This window comes from Chryseobacterium sp. KCF3-3 (genome assembly GCF_045865955.1).
GTDB lineage: Bacteria > Bacteroidota > Bacteroidia > Flavobacteriales > Weeksellaceae > Chryseobacterium.
In genome coordinates, this window is sequence record NZ_AP035792.1 from 2,043,543 (window position 1) to 2,063,235 (window position 19,693).

At 36.3% G+C, this 19,693-nt stretch carries 16 protein-coding genes; 9 read left to right on the forward strand and 7 right to left on the reverse strand.

Going from position 1 to position 19,693, the window contains the following annotated elements:
• Nucleotides 1-23: 23 nt before the first annotated feature.
• From hemE to hemA, 4 genes are read right to left on the reverse strand one after another with little or no spacing between them, the layout of a single operon-like run.
• The gene (hemE, locus tag ACKTTZ_RS09170; protein ID WP_407848466.1) at nucleotides 24-1,055 is read right to left on the reverse strand and encodes a uroporphyrinogen decarboxylase; all 1,032 of its coding nucleotides are present in this window, start codon (nucleotides 1,053-1,055) and stop codon (nucleotides 24-26) included.
• A gap of 47 nt (nucleotides 1,056-1,102) precedes the next feature.
• Entirely contained in the window at nucleotides 1,103-1,786 is a 684-nt protein-coding gene (locus ACKTTZ_RS09175; protein WP_407848468.1) for a uroporphyrinogen-III synthase, read from the reverse strand.
• 41 nt (nucleotides 1,787-1,827) lie between these two features.
• On the reverse strand, nucleotides 1,828-2,736 hold the full coding sequence (gene hemC, locus ACKTTZ_RS09180; protein ID WP_407848470.1) for a hydroxymethylbilane synthase: 909 nt from the start codon (nucleotides 2,734-2,736) through the stop codon (nucleotides 1,828-1,830).
• Nucleotides 2,723-3,997 (reverse strand): glutamyl-tRNA reductase, encoded by a 1,275-nt coding sequence (hemA, locus tag ACKTTZ_RS09185; protein WP_034691745.1) that lies wholly within the window; start codon nucleotides 3,995-3,997, stop codon nucleotides 2,723-2,725. Before hemA ends, hemC begins: the two co-directional genes overlap by 14 nt.
• Nucleotides 3,998-4,402: 405 nt before the next feature.
• Between hemA and ACKTTZ_RS09190 the strand changes: the two genes are divergently transcribed.
• From ACKTTZ_RS09190 to ACKTTZ_RS09215, 6 genes are all read left to right on the forward strand, one after another.
• Nucleotides 4,403-5,428, forward strand: coding sequence for a rod shape-determining protein (locus ACKTTZ_RS09190; RefSeq protein ID WP_002982450.1), 1,026 nt, complete (start codon nucleotides 4,403-4,405; stop codon nucleotides 5,426-5,428).
• Nucleotides 5,429-5,456: 28 nt separating this feature from the next.
• Nucleotides 5,457-6,311, forward strand: coding sequence for a rod shape-determining protein MreC (gene mreC, locus ACKTTZ_RS09195; RefSeq protein ID WP_034691743.1), 855 nt, complete (start codon nucleotides 5,457-5,459; stop codon nucleotides 6,309-6,311).
• The gene (locus ACKTTZ_RS09200) at nucleotides 6,304-6,810 is read left to right on the forward strand and encodes a hypothetical protein (protein ID WP_002982456.1); all 507 of its coding nucleotides are present in this window, start codon (nucleotides 6,304-6,306) and stop codon (nucleotides 6,808-6,810) included. Before mreC ends, ACKTTZ_RS09200 begins: the two co-directional genes overlap by 8 nt.
• Nucleotides 6,807-8,852 carry a penicillin-binding transpeptidase domain-containing protein gene (locus ACKTTZ_RS09205; RefSeq protein ID WP_034691739.1) on the forward strand — a complete coding sequence of 682 codons (2,046 nt, stop codon included), beginning with the start codon at nucleotides 6,807-6,809 and terminating at the stop codon, nucleotides 8,850-8,852. Before ACKTTZ_RS09200 ends, ACKTTZ_RS09205 begins: the two co-directional genes overlap by 4 nt.
• Nucleotides 8,849-10,078: a rod shape-determining protein RodA gene (gene rodA, locus ACKTTZ_RS09210; RefSeq protein WP_034691736.1), complete on the forward strand. Its 1,230-nt coding sequence runs from the start codon at nucleotides 8,849-8,851 to the stop codon at nucleotides 10,076-10,078. Before ACKTTZ_RS09205 ends, rodA begins: the two co-directional genes overlap by 4 nt.
• Nucleotides 10,079-10,169: 91 nt before the next feature.
• The gene (locus ACKTTZ_RS09215; RefSeq protein WP_034691733.1) at nucleotides 10,170-10,751 is read left to right on the forward strand and encodes a pentapeptide repeat-containing protein; all 582 of its coding nucleotides are present in this window, start codon (nucleotides 10,170-10,172) and stop codon (nucleotides 10,749-10,751) included.
• 197 nt (nucleotides 10,752-10,948) lie between these two features.
• On the opposite strand, the gene ACKTTZ_RS09220 is transcribed toward ACKTTZ_RS09215, so the two are convergent.
• Both ACKTTZ_RS09220 and ACKTTZ_RS09225 read right to left on the reverse strand, forming a co-directional pair.
• On the reverse strand, nucleotides 10,949-11,659 hold the full coding sequence (locus ACKTTZ_RS09220) for a C40 family peptidase (RefSeq protein ID WP_034691730.1): 711 nt from the start codon (nucleotides 11,657-11,659) through the stop codon (nucleotides 10,949-10,951).
• A 339-nt stretch (nucleotides 11,660-11,998) separates the two neighbouring features.
• Nucleotides 11,999-14,194: a glutamine synthetase III gene (locus ACKTTZ_RS09225; RefSeq protein WP_034691727.1), complete on the reverse strand. Its 2,196-nt coding sequence runs from the start codon at nucleotides 14,192-14,194 to the stop codon at nucleotides 11,999-12,001.
• A gap of 305 nt (nucleotides 14,195-14,499) precedes the next feature.
• Between ACKTTZ_RS09225 and ACKTTZ_RS09230 the strand changes: the two genes are divergently transcribed.
• The 3 genes from ACKTTZ_RS09230 (at nucleotide 14,500) to ACKTTZ_RS09240 (ending at nucleotide 18,843) form a co-directional block, all read left to right on the forward strand.
• On the forward strand, nucleotides 14,500-16,191 hold the full coding sequence (locus tag ACKTTZ_RS09230; RefSeq protein ID WP_253315941.1) for a DUF6909 family protein: 1,692 nt from the start codon (nucleotides 14,500-14,502) through the stop codon (nucleotides 16,189-16,191).
• 194 nt (nucleotides 16,192-16,385) lie between these two features.
• Nucleotides 16,386-16,862, forward strand: coding sequence for a DinB family protein (locus ACKTTZ_RS09235; RefSeq protein ID WP_034691723.1), 477 nt, complete (start codon nucleotides 16,386-16,388; stop codon nucleotides 16,860-16,862).
• A 142-nt stretch (nucleotides 16,863-17,004) separates the two neighbouring features.
• A complete protein-coding gene (locus ACKTTZ_RS09240; protein WP_407848475.1) occupies nucleotides 17,005-18,843 on the forward strand; it encodes a M1 family metallopeptidase in 1,839 nt (612 codons plus the stop codon).
• A 57-nt stretch (nucleotides 18,844-18,900) separates the two neighbouring features.
• On the opposite strand, the gene ACKTTZ_RS09245 is transcribed toward ACKTTZ_RS09240, so the two are convergent.
• Complete coding sequence (locus tag ACKTTZ_RS09245) at nucleotides 18,901-19,503, reverse strand: hypothetical protein (RefSeq protein ID WP_407848477.1); 603 nt, start codon at nucleotides 19,501-19,503, stop codon at nucleotides 18,901-18,903.
• Between the last annotated feature and the right edge of the window lie 190 nt (nucleotides 19,504-19,693).

Sequence of the window (19,693 nt, forward strand, 5' to 3'; positions counted from 1 at the left end):
GTATATTTTCAAAAGAATTAATCTTATACATTCGGTTTCCAGTCAACCACTGCTCTGATGAATGCTTCAGCATTTTCAACAGGAACATTCGGTAGAATTCCGTGTCCTAAATTAGCAATGTATCTGTCTTTTCCAAAACGGTTGATCATTTCATTCACCATTTTCTTGATAGTTTCAGGTGTTGAATGAAGTCTTGCAGGATCAAAATTCCCCTGTAGCGTCATTGTGTGGTTTGTCAAAGTTCTTGCGAATTCAGGTTTAATAGTCCAGTCTACACCAAGAGCAGAAGCTTTAGATATAGTCATATCTTCTAACGCAAACCAGCATCCTTTTCCAAATACTACAACATGAGTAAGCGGGCTTAATGCTTCAACAATCTGGTTGATGTACTGCCATGAGAATTCCTGATAATCTGTAGGAGAAAGCATTCCTCCCCAAGAATCGAAAACCTGTACTGCAGAAACTCCTTTTTCTACTTTTCTCTTCAGATAAGCGATTGTAGTATCTGTAATTTTTTGTAATAATAAATGTGCTGCTTCAGGTTGTTGGAAACAGAAAGATTTTGCAATATCAAAAGCTTTGCTTCCTTTTCCTTCTACACAGTAGCAAAGAATAGTCCATGGAGAACCGGCAAAACCGATCAATGGAATATCATTGTCCAGCTTCTGAAGCGTAAGTTCAATAGCATCAAAAACATAACCTAAAGTGTCATTCACATCCGGAGTTTCAATATTCTGAACCTGTTCCATTGTTCTGATAGGAGTATCTAACCATGGGCCTACAGATTCTTTCATTTTGAAATCAATTCCCATTGCCTGTGGAACTACCAGGATATCAGAAAACAGAATCGCGGCATCCAAAGGAAATCTGCGGATAGGCTGCAGAGTGATCTCAGCTGCAAGCTCCGGAGTCTGGCATCTTGTAAAGAAATCATACTGATCTCTTAAAGCAATGAATTCCGGCAGATATCTTCCAGCCTGCCTCATCATCCAGACAGGAGGTCTTTCAACGGTTTCTCCGCGAAGTGCTTTTAAATATAGGTCGTTTTTTATCATAATCTATTGTAACTAATATTACCGGCAATATTTCGGTAACAGATATTCTAAATTCTACTTCCGATTTCTTTTCTGATCAATGCAAAGATAGATGTCAATGTATTTTCTTCAGAAGTAAAAATTTTTTCCTGCGTATAATTTCTCAGCTCACCGGAAGTGGTTTCGCCAATTGAAAAAAGCTTCATGCCTTCCAGAGAATTTCGCCTTGCAAAACTACGAACTCCGCTCGGACTAAAAAATACTGCGGCATGATATTTTTCAGTTATTACCGGATTGATTTCCTCAGTATTATAAATTGTAACTTTTTTGTACTTAATGTTTTGTAACGGAAGGTCTTTGTCCAGAACATTGATGGCAAGATTACCACAGAAGTGCAGGAACTGCTCGTGCTGGCATTTTCCGATAATGAATCTGGAAAGGGTTTCAGCATTTTTCAGGACCTTAAATGTCCCAAAGCCATTTTTCCTCAGCTCTCTTTTGGTCTTTTCTCCTACACAGTAGATCTTGTTATAATTTTTGGCTGTAAAATTCTCATTGGGTTTGAATCTGTTTTTAAAAAAAGACATCACTCCGTTCACGCTGGTGAAAATCAGTGAATAGTTTTTCAGCTCAAAAGGGCTTATCATGATAGGTTTGGTCTTAATCACCTCAACACAGTCAACCGAAATATCCTCTCCTAATTCTTTGGATATAATCGTCTGGTCTATATTTTTGGTAAATAAGATTTTCATGTTTTGAAGTTTAAAGCTGGAAGCTGGATGATAGGGTTTTCTTAAATCTGGCTTTTGATTTCTGCCATAAGTTCTTTTCCTCCGTTTTCAAGAACAACTTTTGCAAACTTTTCTCCAAAATTCTCATTGGGAGTATACACAAAGTTTTCATCTACAGCAATACAGTTTTTCCCATCCAGAGAGCAAAGTGCTGCTTTGAAACGGATCTGATCGCCGATGATTTCTGCAAAAGCTCCGATAGGTGCGGTACAGCCTCCTTCTAAAGTGCTCAGGAAGTTTCTTTCAATTTCTACACAGATCTGAGTCTGTTTGTGGTTGATCTGGCTTACGATCTCATTGATTTCCGGTTTGTCAGTATGTCCGGCTACAGAGATTACCCCTTGTGATGGTGCAGAGATCATTAATGGAAGCATTTCGTAATCAATTTCCATTTTCATTCTTTTGATACCTGCCAAAGATAAAATCGTAGCATCAAAATCTCCGTCTTCAAGTTTTTGAAGTCTGGTTTGAATATTTCCACGGATATCCGAAAAGTCAGTCGTTGGATAATTTCTCAGCCAGAAAGCTCTTCTTCTCAAACTGCTGGTAGCAAGTTTAAGCTCATGGAATTCTTTATTCCTTGAAGATTCTTTTCTGATCAGGATGTCCTGTGGATAATCTCTTTCCAGGTAAGCGATCATCTCAATATTTTGAGGCAATTGAGTGGGAACGTCTTTTAAAGAATGTACGGCAATATCAATCTCGTCATTCAGTAAGGCGATATCAAGGTCTCTTGTGAAAACCCCGGTAATTCCTAAAGAATAAAGTGGTTGATTAAGGTTCTTATCGCCAGAAGAAACGATAGGAACAATTTCCGTTAAATAATTGTTGTTCTGAAGGTGCCTCGCAACCTCTCTAGCCTGCCAAAGTGCAAGTGCGGAATTTCTCGTTCCGATTCTAATGCTTTTCATTGAATTCGTTGTTTGGTTGTTCAACTAATATTTCGTGCATTAATTTACTAATTTCTTCGGCTTTTAAAGGGTTATCGATGATATATTTTGCAAAACGGTTGGTTATTTTCTGGATCATTTTATCAGAAAGTTCCATGTCCGTGATGTTTATGTATTTATTTTTTTTGTAAAAATTATGCATTTCATTGCGTTCCATGTTCTTTAGAACTGCTTTGAAATGATGAATATTAGGTGCCAGTTTTCTCTTTTTCTCCCATTCAATAAAATCTTTCATCAGTTCCTTAATGATTTTTTCAGCTTTCGGGATTTCTCTTTCTCGCTGTTGAATCGTTTCCTGAATCTGTTTTGAAAGTTCATCTACGTCAATCAGCGTTACGTTTTTATTTTCGGTAACATTCTTTTCAACGTTATGAGGAATAGAAAGATCAATGATCAGTGTTTCTTTTCCATTAGGGAAATGAGACTGGTTGACAATAGGATGCTTTGCCCCTGTTGCCACAATAAGAATATCTGTATTTTTTAATTCCTGGTCAAAATCAGAATAATCAACGTGAGGAATATTATATTTCTGGGAAATCTTTTCAGCTTTCTCCTGAGTTCTGTTGGCGATTTTAATTTTTGGCTGATAAACATGCTTTACCAGATTTTCAACGGTATTCTGTCCTATCTCACCTACACCCAAAAGAAGAATGTTTTTTTCAGTAATTCTTTTCTGGCTGTTTAAAATATAATGAACTGCAGCATAGGAAACAGAAGCTGCTCCATTGGAAATGCCGGTTTCATTTTTTATTCTTTTCGAAATCTGAATAGCCGCATTGATGGCTCTCTCCAGATAAGGATTTGAATTTTGTCTTTCTTTTTTGAAACGGCTGTATGCTTTTTTAATTTGTCCGATAATTTCAAAGTCTCCGATAATCTGACTTTCAAGGCCAGCTGCCACTCTGAAAAGATGAATCAAAGCTTCCTCTTTGGTAAGAATATTGGCAAACTGAAGAAAATCTGTAAGTTGTACTCCAATGGTTTTGCAATACTCTTCAGCAACTAAAAGATAATTGGGAGATGTGGTATAAATTTCGGTCCTGTTACAAGTGGAAACAACAAATGCATCACCCAGGTCTTCCTGATGGACCCTGGAAACAAAGTTTTTGATGTTCTCATCAAAGAATGCAAACTTTCCTCTCGTTTCTACGTCGGCTTTCTCGTAGCTTATTGAAAGCACGGCAAAATTTGACGTTCGATGAATGTTGGAATACTGTAACATAAGCAGTCGCAAATTTACGATTTTTTTAATTAACCTCTCTCAGATAGTGTATATGATAATTATCGTAAAAAACTATAAAAGGCAAGAAAAAGGCGTTTCTGGCGGAAAGACAAAACAGTAAAATAATAAAATTCCGTGTTGGAAAAGAATTGTTGGTGTTTTAAAGTTTTTATTTTGGTCTTCAATGCTGTGTTTTCGTAGTCTTTTTACCCTTTTGTAATTTCCCTTTTTTGCCCATTTAACATCCCATTAATTTTAGTTGAAATCAAACTCTGTAAATGTCTAAATTGAAAGTTAATAAAGAATTATAAATTTTAATAAAATTTTAACCAAATTAAGTTGGTGGGAAATTTCTTTAGTACTGTTAAATTTATATCTTTGTAAACTTAAAATCAGAAGAAAAATATGAGTTTATTTGATATGTTTACGCAAGAAATTGCGATAGACCTTGGAACTGCTAATACCCTAATCATCCATAATAATAAAATTGTTATAGATCAACCTTCAATTGTTGCAATTGAACGTTCATCGGGTAAGCCGATTGCCGTCGGAGAGCAAGCCAAGCATATGCAGGGTAAAACTCACGAGGATATCAAAACCATCCGTCCTTTGAAAGACGGGGTTATTGCTGATTTCCACGCTTCTGAACATATGATCAAGGAATTCATCAAGAAAATTCCTGGAATCAAAGGTAAATTCATTCAACCAGCATTACGAATTGTAATCTGTATCCCTTCTGGTATTACTGAAGTTGAAAAAAGAGCGGTAAGAGACTCTGCTCAGAAAGTAAATGCAAAAGAAGTAAGGTTGATCTACGAACCAATGGCAGCGGCAATTGGGGTTGGGATTGATGTTCAAAAGCCTGAAGGAAATATGATCATCGACATAGGTGGTGGTACTACGGAAATTGCTGTTGTAGCTTTAGGAGGTATCGTTTGTGATAAATCTGTGAAGATTGCAGGAGACGTATTTACCAATGATATTGCTTATTACTTAAGAACTCACCATAACCTTTATATCGGAGAAAGAACTGCTGAAAGAATCAAAATTGAAGTAGGTTCTGCAGTAGAAGATCTTGATGTAGATATCGAAGACATCCCGGTACAGGGTAGAGACCTTATTACAGGTAAGCCTAAAGAAATTATGGTTGGATACAAAGAGATCGCCCGTGCATTAGATAAATCAATCATCAGAATTGAAGATGCCGTAATGGAAACATTATCTCTTACACCACCGGAATTGGCTGCTGATATTTACAAAACAGGTATTTATCTAGCCGGAGGAGGAGCGTTATTAAGAGGTCTTGCGGACAGAATTCACAAGAAAACAGGTCTTCCTGTATTTGTAGCTGAAGATCCGTTGAGAGCTGTAGTTCGCGGAACAGGTATTGCCCTTAAGAATATGGATAAGTTCAATTTCTTAATTAAATAATTTTAACTTTTTACGACTTTATATCTGAATGGGATTTTTGCTGAGATTATTTTCGAAGAATACTCTTTTCGTCTTCTTTATATTCCTGCAAATTATTGCTCTGGTTTTGATATTCTCAAGAAATGCCATGCAGAAATCCTGGATTGCAGGCCAAACGGCTGCGTTCAATTCTTGGGTTTCCGGATATATTGATGAAGGAGTTTCTTATCTGAAGCTAAAACAGATCAATGAAGATCTTGTGGTTCAGAATAAAGCCCTTATGACTGAACTCTATGGAAAAGACGGAGAAAAAAATCCTGTTTTCAAAAGAGTTCATGATACCATTGGTGGAGGGCAAATCTATACTTTTGTTGATGGAGAAATTGTTTTCAACAGTATCAACAGAAGAAATAACTATTTTACAATCAACCGTGGCCGTAGAGATGGAGTCTTTCCTCAAATGGGAGTAATGGCGCCAAGAGGTATTGCGGGAATTGTAATCAATTCTACAGATAGTTATGCATTAGTTCAATCCGTGTTAAGTGTTAACAAGATCAGAATTAATGCAGCACTTAAAAACTCAGGGTATTTTGGTACTTTAACATGGAATGGAGATAACTCAAGGGTGATGCACCTGGCGGATATTCCAAAATATGTTGCCTTAAAAGTAGGTGATACTGTTGTTACAGACGGTAAATCTGCTATTTTCCCTAAGGGAGTTACCATCGGTACTATTGCAGGATACTCTGTAGACAATAAAACCGGCTTCTGGGATATTTCCGTAGAGCTGAGTGAAAAAATGGGAGCGTTGAATAAAGTGTATGTGGTGAAGAATCTTAAGAAAGCAGAAGTGCAGAAGATTCAGGACACTATGCAAGCTGTAATAAAAAAAGAAAATGATTAGCAGGACTTTATTTACCGATATATTGATCATGATCTTTCTGGTTGCATTACAAATATTTGTATTGAACAGGATTACCCTTTTCGGGAAATATACTCCGGTATTATATCCTGTGTTTGTCATGTTCTATCCATTTTTCAGAAATAAATTTCAGTTCCTGGCATTGAGCTTTTTAATCGGGCTGTCTATTGACGGTTTCCTCTATTCATGGGGGATCAATGCATTTGCAACAACGTTAATCGCTTATTTCAGAACGTTGATCTTCAGGACTTCCACAGATACGTCTACGGACTTTTTCTCATTCCAGTCCCTTCAATGGGCGCAGTTTTTGCTGTTTTTATTTTCAAGTATTTTCCTGCATCAGCTTTTAGTACAGTATATCGAGTTCTTTAAGTTTAGCAGGTTTTTTGAAATATTATTTAATGTGTTGGTGACAAGTGTAATTTCATTTATCTTTATAGTCATCTACGCATTAATATTTAAAATCAAACAAAAAGTTTGAACACACGTTATTTAAAAATTTTTTCCATCCTCGTTATCATCGCCCTTATTTTTGTGGCGAGGCTTGCTTATTTGCAGTTGTTTACAGACCGTTATGCGTTGAACGCTGCCAATACATCCATTAAAACTGAATATGTTATCCCTCAGCGTGGGGTGATTTTTGACAGAAATGGTAAAATCATGGTGGGTAACCAGCCTGCTTATGAAATTTCTTTTACTCAGGCTTTGATGAAACCTGACTTTGACACACTGGCTTTTTGTAGTTTAATGAAAATTACAAAACAGGATTTTATCAATAAAATCAATGTAATCAAAAAGGAGAAGTATTATTCTAAGCTTACCCCGATGACTTTCATTAAAGACCTCAGCAGAGAAGACATTGCAAGGGTTCAGGAAATTATTTTTAAGTATCCCGCATTTAATATTGTATCAAGACCTCAGCGCCAGTACGAAGTTTCCACATCCGGAAACCTTTTGGGGTACACCAGTGAGGTGAACGAAAGAGATATCAAAAAAGATTCTATCTACTATTTACCTGGAGACTTTATTGGAAAAACAGGTGTTGAAAAATCCTACGAAAAAGAACTCCGCGGAGTAAAAGGAGTGAAATATATCCAAAAAGATATCAGACTTCGTAATATTGGTTCTTATAAAAACGGATCTCTGGATAAAGATGTAATTACGGGTAAAGATATTACCTTAACCATTGATTACGACCTTCAGAGAACGGCAGAAGAAATGCTGGTCAACAAACACGGTGCAATTGTAGCTTTAGATCCTAATAACGGAGAAGTACTAGTGGCTGCAACCGGACCGGATATTGATCCAAACCTTTTCACCGGACCTTATAAATCAAAAAACTTATACGCTCTTTCAAAAGATACGCTTTACGAAAATAAACCTACTTTTGATCGTGCTCTACAGGCAGGATATCCTCCTGGTTCCACGTTCAAACTATTGACTGCTCTAGCGGCAATGCAGATGGGTGTGATGGATGAGAAAACTATTTTCCCGTGTGGAGGAGGATTCTTCTATAAAGGAAAAAGAATTAAAGGTCATGGTGGAGCAGATCCGCTTATTCCTTCTATTCAGGTTTCCAGTAACTGTTTTTTCACCTATGCCTTTATTGCCATCATCAAAAAATATCCGGGAAACCCTTCAAAAGGGGTTGATGAATGGAAAAAAATCATGAGCAGCTTCGGAGTGGGAGAATTTTTAAATAATGACTTTGCCGTTGGTGCAAGGGGTAGAATACCTTCAGGAGATTTTTACGAAAAAAGATTTAAAGCGATCATGAAGGCAAGCGGTTCTCAGAGAACTGATTTTAAAAACTGGGATGAAATGTCCACCGGTGCTATTTATAATGGAATGGGGCAGGGAGATGTTTTGGTAACTCCTATTCAGCTGGCCAATTATGTAGCTGCTATTGCTAATAAAGGATGGTATTATACGCCTCATATTGTAAAAGGAATTGATGGGAAACCCAATCCTGATCCGAGATTTAAAGTTAAACATCAGACTTTAGTAGATCCAAAACATTTCGAACCGGTACTTAAAGGTATGGAGGCTGTAGTGTTGAGAGGAACGGCAAGAGGACTGAAATCGAATGATTTTACACAACTAGCAAAAACAGGTACAGCACAGGTTCCTCAAGGAAAGGATAACTCTATCTTTGTATTGATTGCTCCTGCTGATAAGCCAAAAATTGTTGTAGTAGCCGTAATGGAGCATGCCGGATTTGGAGCTACATGGGCAGGACCAGCCTGTACAGTGATTGCTGAAAAATATATTACAGGTGATTTGAAAAGAGAAAATCTTTACAAAAAAATGATTACCTCGAGTTTCATGCCTGAATATAAAAGACAATGGATTGCAGATTTGAAACGAAAAGGATTATATGTTGATCCCAAACCTGATTCCATCAAACAAAAGAGAATAAAGGACAGTCTGGAGTTGGTAAAACAGCAAAAGGCTAAGCTACAAAAGAAAATAGAAGAGGAAACTAAAAAGAATAACACTGCTAAAAAACCTGTAAAGCAATGAAATGGACAGAAGGAATAGATAAACTGGGCCTTGGGCTGTATTTCCTGCTTTGCATTTTTGCCATTGCAAATATTTACAGTGTTGACCAGAAACTAGGAGAGAAGCAATTGGTTTTTTTCTGTATTTCTGTATTTGTAGGGCTTGTTATATTCGTAGGGAGAAGCAAATTCTTTGAGAATATGGCTGGTATTATTTATATAGGTGGTGTTCTGTTATTAGTAGGTCTTTTCCCGTTTGGTAAAGAGATTCTGGGACAAAAGAACTGGTATAAGTTTGGAAGTTTTACCATGCAGCCCGTTGAGTTTGCAAAAATAGGTACAGCTTTGATGCTGGCCAATTTTGTTTCTAGCCCGGATTTTAATATTAAAAATAAAAAATCTATCTGGACTGCCCTTGCTATTATAGGGATTCCGGCAGCAGTCGTTCTGGCTATTCCGGATGTAGGTTCTATGCTAGTGTTCATTGCATTTTTCATTGCATTATATAGAGAAGGATTGAGTGGTCTTTTATTCGGTATAGGATTTATTTTCGCCGGAGTTTTTCTGATCTCGCTGGCTATTCCTCCCATTTATGTTGCCGTAGCAGTTTTAGTGATTGCCGGTGTTTTAATTGCTATGAATTACCATAGAATGTCATGGGATGTCATTTCTATTTCAGGAATTTCAGGTTCAATTCTTATATTGTGCGGACTGGCTTTTGGGTCTCCTTATATTTTAGAAAAACTGCCAAAACACCAGAGAGAAAGAATTGAGGTTCTTTACAAAGGTGAAAAGGCGTTCAGAGATACTTCCGGATACAACTTATTATATTCCAAAACAGCCATCGGATCAGGTGGAATCTGGGGGAAAGGATACCGTGAAGGATCAGTTACCCAGGGGAAATTTGTTCCGGAACAGGAAACAGATTATATTTTCTGTACCGTAGGAGAAGAATGGGGCTTTGTAGGAAGTGCAGTTCTTATCCTGTGTTATATGGTTTATATCGGAAGAATCTACTATCTGGCAGAACAGCAAAAGTCTACTTTTAACCGTGTATTTGGCTATTGCTTTGCCTCAATCCTGCTGATGCACTTTTCAATCAATTTAGGAATGGTTATGGGGCTTTTCCCTACTGTTGGGATTCCGCTTCCGTATTTCAGTTACGGAGGAAGTTCTTTATTGGCTTTCTCGATGATGACTTTTATCTTCTTTAAGCTTAATTATTCGGATAAGAATAGTTTGGTGTAAAAGAGTGAGGGTGGAAGCTGGATGATGGAAGTTTATCATTGTTCTGCTGACCATTCGTTTTCAAAATCAAAACTTCATCAACACATTTTTTATGAAACAATCCTATTTCTCAGACGAAGATTTCGAGAGCAAAGATTTCACGCAACTTCCTTTAGAAAAAAGTGAGTACGAAAACTGCACATTCCGAAACTGTAATTTTGAGTATGGAAACCTATCTGGTTTCAGCTTTACAGATTGTGAGTTTATCGAGTGCAACCTCAGCATGGCAAAATTGGTAAAAACAGCATTCCATAACGTGATCTTCAAAGAATGTAAAATGTTCGGGCTTCAGTTCAATGAATGTAATGCATTCGGATTGTCTTTTAGGTTTGAGGGAAGCGCTTTACATAATTCAGTTTTTTTTCAGACATCCATTAAGAAAACAGTTTTCAAAAATTCCAAATTAATTGAGGTCGATTTTAGTGAATGTGATTTGTCCAATTCGGTCTTTAGTAACTGTGATCTTTCAGGCGCTGTTTTTGACGCTACAAACCTCGAAAAGGCAGATTTCCGGACATCGGTTAACTATTCGATAGATCCGGCTTTAAATAAGCTTAAAAAGGCTAAATTTTCCCTTTCTGAAATCTATGGACTGTTGTATAAATTAGATATTGAAATTGATAAAAACAGTTGATCTTTGAAAGCTGTTCGTTGAGCATATTAATTTAGGAATATAAAATATAATATTCATTCAATAGGAGCGGGTTTTAACCCGCTTTTCTCTTTAACAGCTATTTCCATTGGCTTTAGCCAAAACCTGCCAAAGATGAGTACATAAAAAAGCCATCAGATTTCTGATGGCTTCATTATTTTAATCAATTATTTATAAAATTAAAAATTTGCGGGTGTAGTAAGAGTAGTAGCTGCTAAGTTATTGTAAGCTTCTCCTTCTTCGTTGATCACTCTTTTTGCGAATCTGAATTTAGGTCCCCAATAAGAATCATTCAGTGAAGAAATCATTACTCCTTTTGATGTTGCTGCGTGGATAAATTTAATCTCACCCTCTTCAGTAACACTTTCTACAATACCTACGTGAGAAATTCTTCTTCCGTGAGAAAAGAAGATTAAGTCTCCTTTCTGTAGCTCTCCTTTTTCAATTCTTTCCCCTTCCTGAGCCTGAGAAGCTGCTACTCTAGGTAAGCTAAGACCTGCTGCTGCTCCGAATACAGAAAGAACGAAAGCTGAACAATCGATACCGTTTCTGGTTGTTCCTCCATATCTGTAAGGAGTTCCAAGGTATGTTTCAGCTTCTTCAAGGATACCGTCAATGGTTTTATTATGTTTGATTGCTTTTGCAATCTCAGAATTCTTAACTGCTTTTTTAGCACTAGCGATAGATGCAGCCTTTTCAGCAAGGAATGAGTCGATAAGTTTTTGCTTATCCTGCTCCATTTTTTTGTTATCTATAGAAGCTAGTTTGGCATCTGTTTTGTATTCTTTTGTGTAAGTTGCTGGTTTTGAAACCACATAATTTGTAGCACACGATTGCAAAGAAACTGTAGTAACTAAAGCAACTAAATAAAACAAAACTCTTTTCTTCATATATATTTGATTATCCGTGTTAAAAAGGAATATTTATTTTCAAAAGCATTACAAAAGTAGAGATTCCGAGCAAAAGACCCCTGATATGATAATTGTCAGGATCTTATTTTAACACATTTTAACATATAATTTACATATGTTAAAGAAAAATAAACCGCAACAGCCTGTTTTTGGTAAGTGTGCGGTTTTTTTTATTAAGATTCTTTAACAAACTCAATCGATTTTCTTCTAGATATCAGGTTTCGTGATATAAAACTCTAATTTTCAGAGCTGTTAATAAAACAAAAAAATTCCCCGGAAAACCGAGGAATTTAAACTAATATGGAACTTTACAGGACGTTATTTTGTAAACAACATTTCTCTGTATTTTGTCATCGGCCAAAGCTCATCGTCCACCATCATTTCCAATGCGTCAGAAGCTTCTCTGATCGGATCAAATAATGGTTTTACTTTGTTACAATAGCTTTCTGCCTGTTTTTGGCTGTCTGAAATACCTTTGGCTGTTTCTCTGGCTTTTAGAAGCTCTTCAACACCAAGTTTAATTTTAGAAACATTTTCAGAAATGCTTGTAATTAAACTCATTTGTTCTTTTGCTAAAGATTTGAATTCTTTATCACCAAAGATTTCTTTAAGACCTTTTACATTTTCAATTAATCTGTTCTGATAATTTAATGCGGAAGGAATGATGTGGTTTCTTGCGATGTCACCTAATACTCTTGATTCGATATCAATTACTGTAGAATATTTCTCTAATTTGATTTCGTTTCTTGCCTCAACTTCTCTGTGGTTGAAAATTCCCATTTCTTCATATAGATCTAAGAATTTCTTATCCATTTCCTGTTTTAAAGCTTCAGGAGTTGTTTTAAGGTTGTTCAATCCTCTTTTCTTAGCTTCTTTCGCCCAGTCATCAGAATATCCGTCTCCTTCAAACATAATGTTTTTACACTGCTTGATGTATTCTCTCAATACATTGAAGATCGCTTCGTCTTTCTTAAGACCTGTTTCAATTAAAGCATCCACTTCTTTCTTGAAGTCATTAAGCTGTTTTGCAGCAATAGTGTTCATTACTGTCATAGACTCTGCACAGTTTGCAGAAGAACCTACCGCTCTGATTTCAAATTTATTTCCTGTAAATGCAAATGGAGAAGTTCTGTTTCTGTCAGTATTATCTAACAAGATTTCAGGAATTTTTCCAACTACATTTAATTTTAATTCTGTTTTCTCTTCTGGAGATAGTTTTCCGTTGGTTACTTTTTCAAGTTCTTCCAATACACTGAACAACTGACTTCCGATAAATACGGAGATGATTGCAGGAGGAGCTTCGTTGGCACCAAGTCTGTGGTCATTGCTTGCAGAAGCGATACTTGCTCTTAAAAGGTCTGCATATTCGTGAACCGCTTTAATTGTGTTAACAAAGAATGTTAAGAACTGTAAGTTTTTCTTTGGATTTCTTCCCGGGCTTAAAAGGTTTTCACCAGTATCTGTAGCTAAAGACCAGTTGTTGTGTTTTCCGCTTCCGTTTACTCCAGCGAATGGTTTTTCGTGGAAAAGAATGTGGAAGTGGTGTTTGTGGGCTACTCTTGCCATGATGTCCATCAACAAAGAGTTGTGGTCTACAGCAACGTTTACTTCTTCAAACATTGGTGCAAGCTCGAACTGGTTAGGGGCAACCTCGTTGTGTCTTGTTGTTGCAGGGATACCCAATTTCATACATTCGATTTCCAGCTCTTTCATGAAGTTCATTACTCTTGTAGGAATAGAACCGAAATAGTGGTCATCAAGCTGCTGTCCTTTTGCAGGAGAATGTCCTAATAATGTCTTACCTGTTAATACAAGATCCGGACGAGATTGGTATAATGCTGAATCAACAAGGAAATATTCCTGCTCCCAACCCAAAGTAGGCGTTACCTTCGTTACGTTTTTGTCAAAATACTGCATTACGTTAGTCGCAGCCTCATCTACAGCGTTCAAAGCTCTCAAAAGAGGTGCTTTGTAATCTAATGTTTCTCCTGTATAAGAGATAAAGATAGAAGGAATACATAATGTAGTTCCCATAATGAATGCCGGAGATGTAGGATCCCAAGCTGTATAACCTCTTGCTTCAAAAGTATTTCTGATACCTCCGTTAGGGAAAGACGATGCGTCTGGCTCCTGCTGGATAAGCATGTTTCCACTGAATCTTTCGATTGCTCTACCTCCTTCAATTGGAGTGAAGAAAGAATCGTGCTTTTCTGCAGTAGTACCTGTTAAAGGCTGGAACCAGTGCGTGTAGTGGGTTACACCTTTGCTCATTGCCCAGTCTTTCATTGCTACAGCTACCTGATCTGCAATATGTCTCTGGATTTTAGTTCCTTTTTTAATAGCGTCGATAATAGAACCGAATGCTTCTTTCGTTAAATATTCTCTCATGGTTTCTTCTGAGAAAACATTTTTGCAGAATAGCTCTGATAATTTCGCAGGGATCTCAACAGAGTTGTCTTTTCTGAAATCCTTAAATGGAAGGGTTTCTAATGCTTTGAATCTTAAGGTTGACATAATTGGGTTGATTTTTTACAGGGCAAATTTACGAAAAAAATGAATCGAAAACATTTTGACCCTAAAAAAATTAGGGGTGTTTTGAAAATTTATATAATTTAAACAGATGTTTGGTGTTTTTTTAACGGGGTGTTTTTTGATTTATTGCTTAAAACATGAGATTCTGAGCCCGTTTTCTAAGGTAGAAATATAAATGTGTTATATGGAGTACAATTTACAATAATTCTACGAGATTAAGCTACTTATTAAAAGACAGTTAAAATAAAGTGGGCAAAGATTTTGTATATTTGTGTGAAATTTATTTTATGACAAATTCTAGAGCAAGAGAAACCACAGAGGCTATTGAAAGACTATACATCTCTATGAGACACTTATTTTATAGAGGATTTTTCAAGCCGGGCGGAGTTTCAGGAGAGAGTATCAGAAGTTTGTTAAAGACCATCAATCCGGAAATTTACGGAACCATGAATATTCCAAGTAAATTGGAACTTGACGGTTTGATGTATGTACTAGACAGGCTTCCGGAAGGAATTGAAGAATGCGCTTTTATTCATCTTACATCTGATGAAGGGTTTGATAAAGGAAGTTTCGAACCTATTGTTCCCAAGAAAAGAAGAAGAAACTGTTATAGAATAGACGAACACCAGATGAATATTGAGGTTCTTTTGGGCCGTTCCGAAATTTATGACATTCTTACCCACCTTACTTTCCTTTTTATAGAAGCTGACAAAATCCGTAATCTGGCATTCATTCAGGACGAGAACTGGAAGCCGACACGTGCCTTCAAAATTATTGAAGAAGTAGTAAAGGGTGAAAAGAAATACAGCAGAAAAGAAAAAGAAGTAGCACTTATTCATCTTTCTTCTTTAATAGGAAGATCTTTTGATGAGACTTTAAGAGCTTATAATACTTTTGGTGATGATCACAATCCGGATCGTCTGTTTAAAATCATTTACAACTTAGCAAAAGTAAGTCTTGATGATGCGAAAGGAAGCAGAGAAAGAGAAATCCATTTCAGTTCTATATTAAAAGAAAGAGTAGGTCACCACTATTTTGGAGAAAAATGGGCGAACAAAGTGAAAGAGGTTTTATTTGAAAACAATCTCCACATGCGTCCGTTACATATTATTTCAGCCAATATGCACTCGGTGAAAAATATGCTGTATGCCAATAATGCCCTTAAAAAGAAGCAACACCACGAGGTGGATTATAAACTATACGAAGAGATTTCAAACAAGAAAGAACTTCGTGATAAAGTTTCAAAATATGCTTTGGAGGAAGGAATGATCCATATTGCAGACAAGAGTGGAAGTAATATTGATGTTCAAATCATAGACCTCAGCAAAACAGACCTGAAGAATACACCATTTGCAGACTGCAAGTTCGGAGGAGATGATGTAGTAATGGTTTTTGACTATGCTTTCGGAGAACAGGCTTTTGAAGTAATGGATGAATTACTTAGACCTTTTGAACATAAAGGAGAAGTATATATGATGCATGTAAAATCTGTTTCCATTATGGGGAAAGCAGGTATTCTTACGGGAGAAAAAGGAGATATCATGATTCCTACTTCTCATATCTTTGAAGGAACTGCAGATAACTATCCTTTTGAAAATGCTTTAAAACTTGAAGATTTTAAAGATGATGAATTAAAAGCTTTTGAAGGGCCAATGATTACTGTTTTGGGAACTTCTCTTCAGAATAAAGATATTCTATTGTACTTTATGAATACTTCATGGAAAGCAATTGGTCTTGAAATGGAAGGAGCACACTACCAGAAAGCCATTCAGGTAGCATCCAAGATCAGACACCATATTTCACCGGATCTGTTTGTAATGTATGCTTATTATGCATCTGATAATCCATTGGAAACAGGAAGTACATTATCTTCAGGAGGATTAGGTCTTACAGGAGTAAAACCAACGTACCTGATCACTTTAAGAATCCTTGAAAAGATTTTAAGAAGTGGTAAGAAAGAAGCTTCTGCTAAAAAATAATTGTAATTCAATATTATAATATCAACCTCAGATACTTTTTGTATTTGAGGTTTTTTTGTAATTAGTTAAACACGAATATCACAATTTTTTTTGCACAAATTGCACTATGTTATTGTGTTTAAAATAGTGGTTTTCATTGGTGAAATTTGTGTTTAAATAAAAACCTATCTTTAGGAAACATAAATAAAATATCCATGAGCTCAGTTTCACAACTTGTCAAAAGATTCAGAGAGGTTCTGCTGGATGGTTTCTGGATCGCTAATACGAATTTTAAAGATCAGCTTTCAGAGGTGAGCTGGGAACAGGCGGTAACAAAAGTAGATGCTTTAAATACCATTGCTATGCTCACTTTTCACATTGATTATTATATTGCAGGAATTGTCAATGTCTTTGAAGGAGGAGATCTTGAGATTAAAGATAAATTCAGTTTTGATCTTCCTCCCATAGAATCTCAACAACAATGGGAAGATTTGTTGAATAAGCTCTGGACGGATTCTGAAAAATTTGCCACATTATTAGAACAAATGCCGGATTCCAAACTTGATGAGGTTTTCGTAGATGAAAAATATGGAACTTACCGAAGAAATATCGACGGAATGATTGAGCATAGTTACTATCATCTGGGGCAGATTACTTTAATTAAAAAACTGTTGAAAAGCAGATCAAACTAACCATTTATATTTTCCAAAAAAGAATTTAACAATACAGATTAAAATCCATCTAAAACCATAACAAACAGAATAAAACCTCAGAATAACTCCTATTTGAGGGTCTTATTTAAATTAACTACCTTTAGAAAAAATAAAATTTTAAATGAGAAAATCGGCTGCAATCATTTTTGCGTTTATCATTTCACAATTTCAGGCTCAGCAAGGAGTTTATTATCAGCAGACTGCGAAGTACAAGATGGATATTGATGTCAATGCTGAAAAATTTACCTATCAGGGAAAACAAACTTTAGAATACACCAACAATTCACCGGACGAGCTGAATGTGGTTTATTTCCACTTATACTGGAATGCTTTCAAACCTAATTCTATGATGGATCAGAGAGTGGCTTCCCAAGGAAAAAATGGTGATGGGAGACTGCAGAAAGATGGTATTTCAAGACTCGCTTCCATTCCTAAAGATCAGGAAGGCGCTCAGAATATTCACTGGATTAAGCAAAATGGGAAAGATCTGAAATTTGAAGTTCAGGAAACCATTATGAAAGTATATCTGGCAGAACCTATCAAGCCAAATTCTACCACTACATTTACAATGGATTGGGATTCTGTAATACCTCAGCAGATCAGAAGAAGCGGAAGAAACAACAGAGAAGGAGTGGATATGACCATGACGCAATGGTATCCGAAAATTGCTGAGTACGATTATGACGGCTGGGCAACTTTCGATTATTTGGGAAGAGAATTCCATGCGCCATTCTCCGATTTTGATGTTACTATTAAAATCAACAAAGATTATGTTGTAGGAGCAGGAGGAATTCTGGAGAATCCAACAGAGGTAAAAGGTTATGATGCCAATGCAAAAATAAAAACAGAAAAAGATAAAAAGGCAATCTGGAAATGGACCGCAAAAAACATTCTTGATTTTGCATGGAGTGCAGACAGAGATTATTCTGTAGAAAGCTTCAATGTTCCTGAAGGGCCAAAAGTATATCTGGTTTATCAGAAAAATGATAAAACGAAGGCATGGGGAGAATCACAGCCTTATATCACGAAGTATTTCCAGATCATGAATGCTCACTTTGGAAAATATGTATATCCAACCTACGCATTTATCCAGGGTGGAGATGGAGGAATGGAATACGGAATGTGTACCATGATTTTAGGAGAAGCTAAAAACGTTAAAGATTTAATGGGCCTAATGGCTCACGAAGGATCTCACTCATGGTATCAGCAGATGCTGGCTACAAATGAATCTGTACGCCCATGGATGGATGAAGGTTTTACAAGCTATGCAGAAGGCTATACTATGTATCAATTATTTCCTGAAGATCTGCCAAATCCTTTTGTGGAAAGACTCGATGCTTACAGAAAATTTGTTAAAAAAGGAATCGAAGAACCAGCTGTTTGGTTAGGAGATCACCATGATAACGGAACGTCTTACACCTATGCATCTTATGTAAAAGGAGAGTTGTATTTGGTGCAGCTTGGATACATTATGGGTGAACAAAATCTTGCAGAAACCTTAAAGCAATATTATGACCAGTGGAGTATGAAGCATCCTTCGGACAGAGATTTCCTTCACATTGCGCAGAAAGTATCAGGAATGGATCTGAAATGGTTCCATAACTATTGGATCAACACAACCAAGACGATCGATTACGGAATTAAGGATGTAAAATACGATGCCAAGTCAACCACCATTACCTTAGTCAATAATGGTCAGGTTCCGATGCCTGTTGATTTTGGAGTGATGACAACGGATAAGAAAGTAATCACTTATCAGATTCCAATGAATATGACTCATACATGGAAAGAAAAAGATATCTACGGAGAGTTGAAAACAATGCCTTACTGGCCATGGACTCAGAAAGAATATACGCTTACCATTCCTTACACAAAATCTCAGTTATCTGTCTTGGGGATTGATTTCAGTCAGAGAATTGCAGATGTGAATATGGAAAATAATTTTGTAGAAGTGAAATAATTATTATCATATATAATATAACAAATAAAAAATCCACAGACCTATCTGTGGATTTTTTTATTTTATTCCAAACTGCTGTACCATCCAATGATTTGAATGATTTTTGATAAGATCCTGTCTCAAGGCTTCATCTTTGGTATTTAAATAACTGTAAACTTTTAAAGGAATAGAATCCGGATATTCTTTTAAGCCATTTGCAACCGTAATTTGTGCTTCTTCTTTTTTTGAGCCGCTATCTAAGGCCTCTGCTTTAAAAATGTAAATGATTGCCGGGAGTTTTCCATATACTTCTTTTGTTTCACTTTCCAGAAGATGCATAGTTTCTATCTGAAACACAGGATTGGGATTTTTCCCTTCTGCTACTGCCTGGCTGATATGCTGCTGATACATCAGAAAAAGATAAAGCAGATGTATATTTTTGGTCCCCGGATCAGAAACTGCTTTTTGAAATTTTTGCGTAAACTCGGGAGTCATTTCATCACTATCTGCCTGAAGATTTTTTTGATAAAACTCATCCATCAGATCATACACCATCCTATCCTTAGTGTCAATTTTTGACTGACTCTTTATTTTTTGTAAAATGCTGGTCATTGAATTGCCGGATTGTGCAAAAATGGAGATGCTGAGGCATAGTAAAGTACCAAGGATCAGTTTTTTCATGATATGTTTTGAATGATTGTGTTGTGAAATTAAATATACAGATTTGTTCATAAGAAAGAAAAAATAAGTGAGTCATTGTAATTTAGTTTGATAATGACAGGTTCTTTTTCTTAAAATTATTAAATTTATTGCCTCAAAATTAAGCGGAAATTTTAATTATATATCATGAATTTCTTCTGAAAAATATGTC

Bases quoted from the DNA above. Each gene is read 5' to 3' on its own strand.
- hemE (WP_407848466.1), bottom strand. From the start codon at position 1,055: ATGATAAAAAACGACCTATATTTAAAAGCACTTCGCGGAGAAACCGTT.
- ACKTTZ_RS09175 (WP_407848468.1), bottom strand. From the start codon at position 1,786: ATGAAAATCTTATTTACCAAAAATATAGACCAGACGATTATATCCAAA.
- hemC (WP_407848470.1), bottom strand. From the start codon at position 2,736: ATGAAAAGCATTAGAATCGGAACGAGAAATTCCGCACTTGCACTTTGG.
- hemA (WP_034691745.1), bottom strand. From the start codon at position 3,997: ATGTTACAGTATTCCAACATTCATCGAACGTCAAATTTTGCCGTGCTT.
- ACKTTZ_RS09190 (WP_002982450.1), top strand. From the start codon at position 4,403: ATGAGTTTATTTGATATGTTTACGCAAGAAATTGCGATAGACCTTGGA.
- mreC (WP_034691743.1), top strand. From the start codon at position 5,457: ATGGGATTTTTGCTGAGATTATTTTCGAAGAATACTCTTTTCGTCTTC.
- ACKTTZ_RS09200 (WP_002982456.1), top strand. From the start codon at position 6,304: ATGATTAGCAGGACTTTATTTACCGATATATTGATCATGATCTTTCTG.
- rodA (WP_034691736.1), top strand. From the start codon at position 8,849: ATGAAATGGACAGAAGGAATAGATAAACTGGGCCTTGGGCTGTATTTC.
- ACKTTZ_RS09215 (WP_034691733.1), top strand. From the start codon at position 10,170: ATGAAACAATCCTATTTCTCAGACGAAGATTTCGAGAGCAAAGATTTC.
- ACKTTZ_RS09220 (WP_034691730.1), bottom strand. From the start codon at position 11,659: ATGAAGAAAAGAGTTTTGTTTTATTTAGTTGCTTTAGTTACTACAGTT.
- ACKTTZ_RS09225 (WP_034691727.1), bottom strand. From the start codon at position 14,194: ATGTCAACCTTAAGATTCAAAGCATTAGAAACCCTTCCATTTAAGGAT.
- ACKTTZ_RS09230 (WP_253315941.1), top strand. From the start codon at position 14,500: ATGACAAATTCTAGAGCAAGAGAAACCACAGAGGCTATTGAAAGACTA.
- ACKTTZ_RS09235 (WP_034691723.1), top strand. From the start codon at position 16,386: ATGAGCTCAGTTTCACAACTTGTCAAAAGATTCAGAGAGGTTCTGCTG.
- ACKTTZ_RS09240 (WP_407848475.1), top strand. From the start codon at position 17,005: ATGAGAAAATCGGCTGCAATCATTTTTGCGTTTATCATTTCACAATTT.
- ACKTTZ_RS09245 (WP_407848477.1), bottom strand. From the start codon at position 19,503: ATGAAAAAACTGATCCTTGGTACTTTACTATGCCTCAGCATCTCCATT.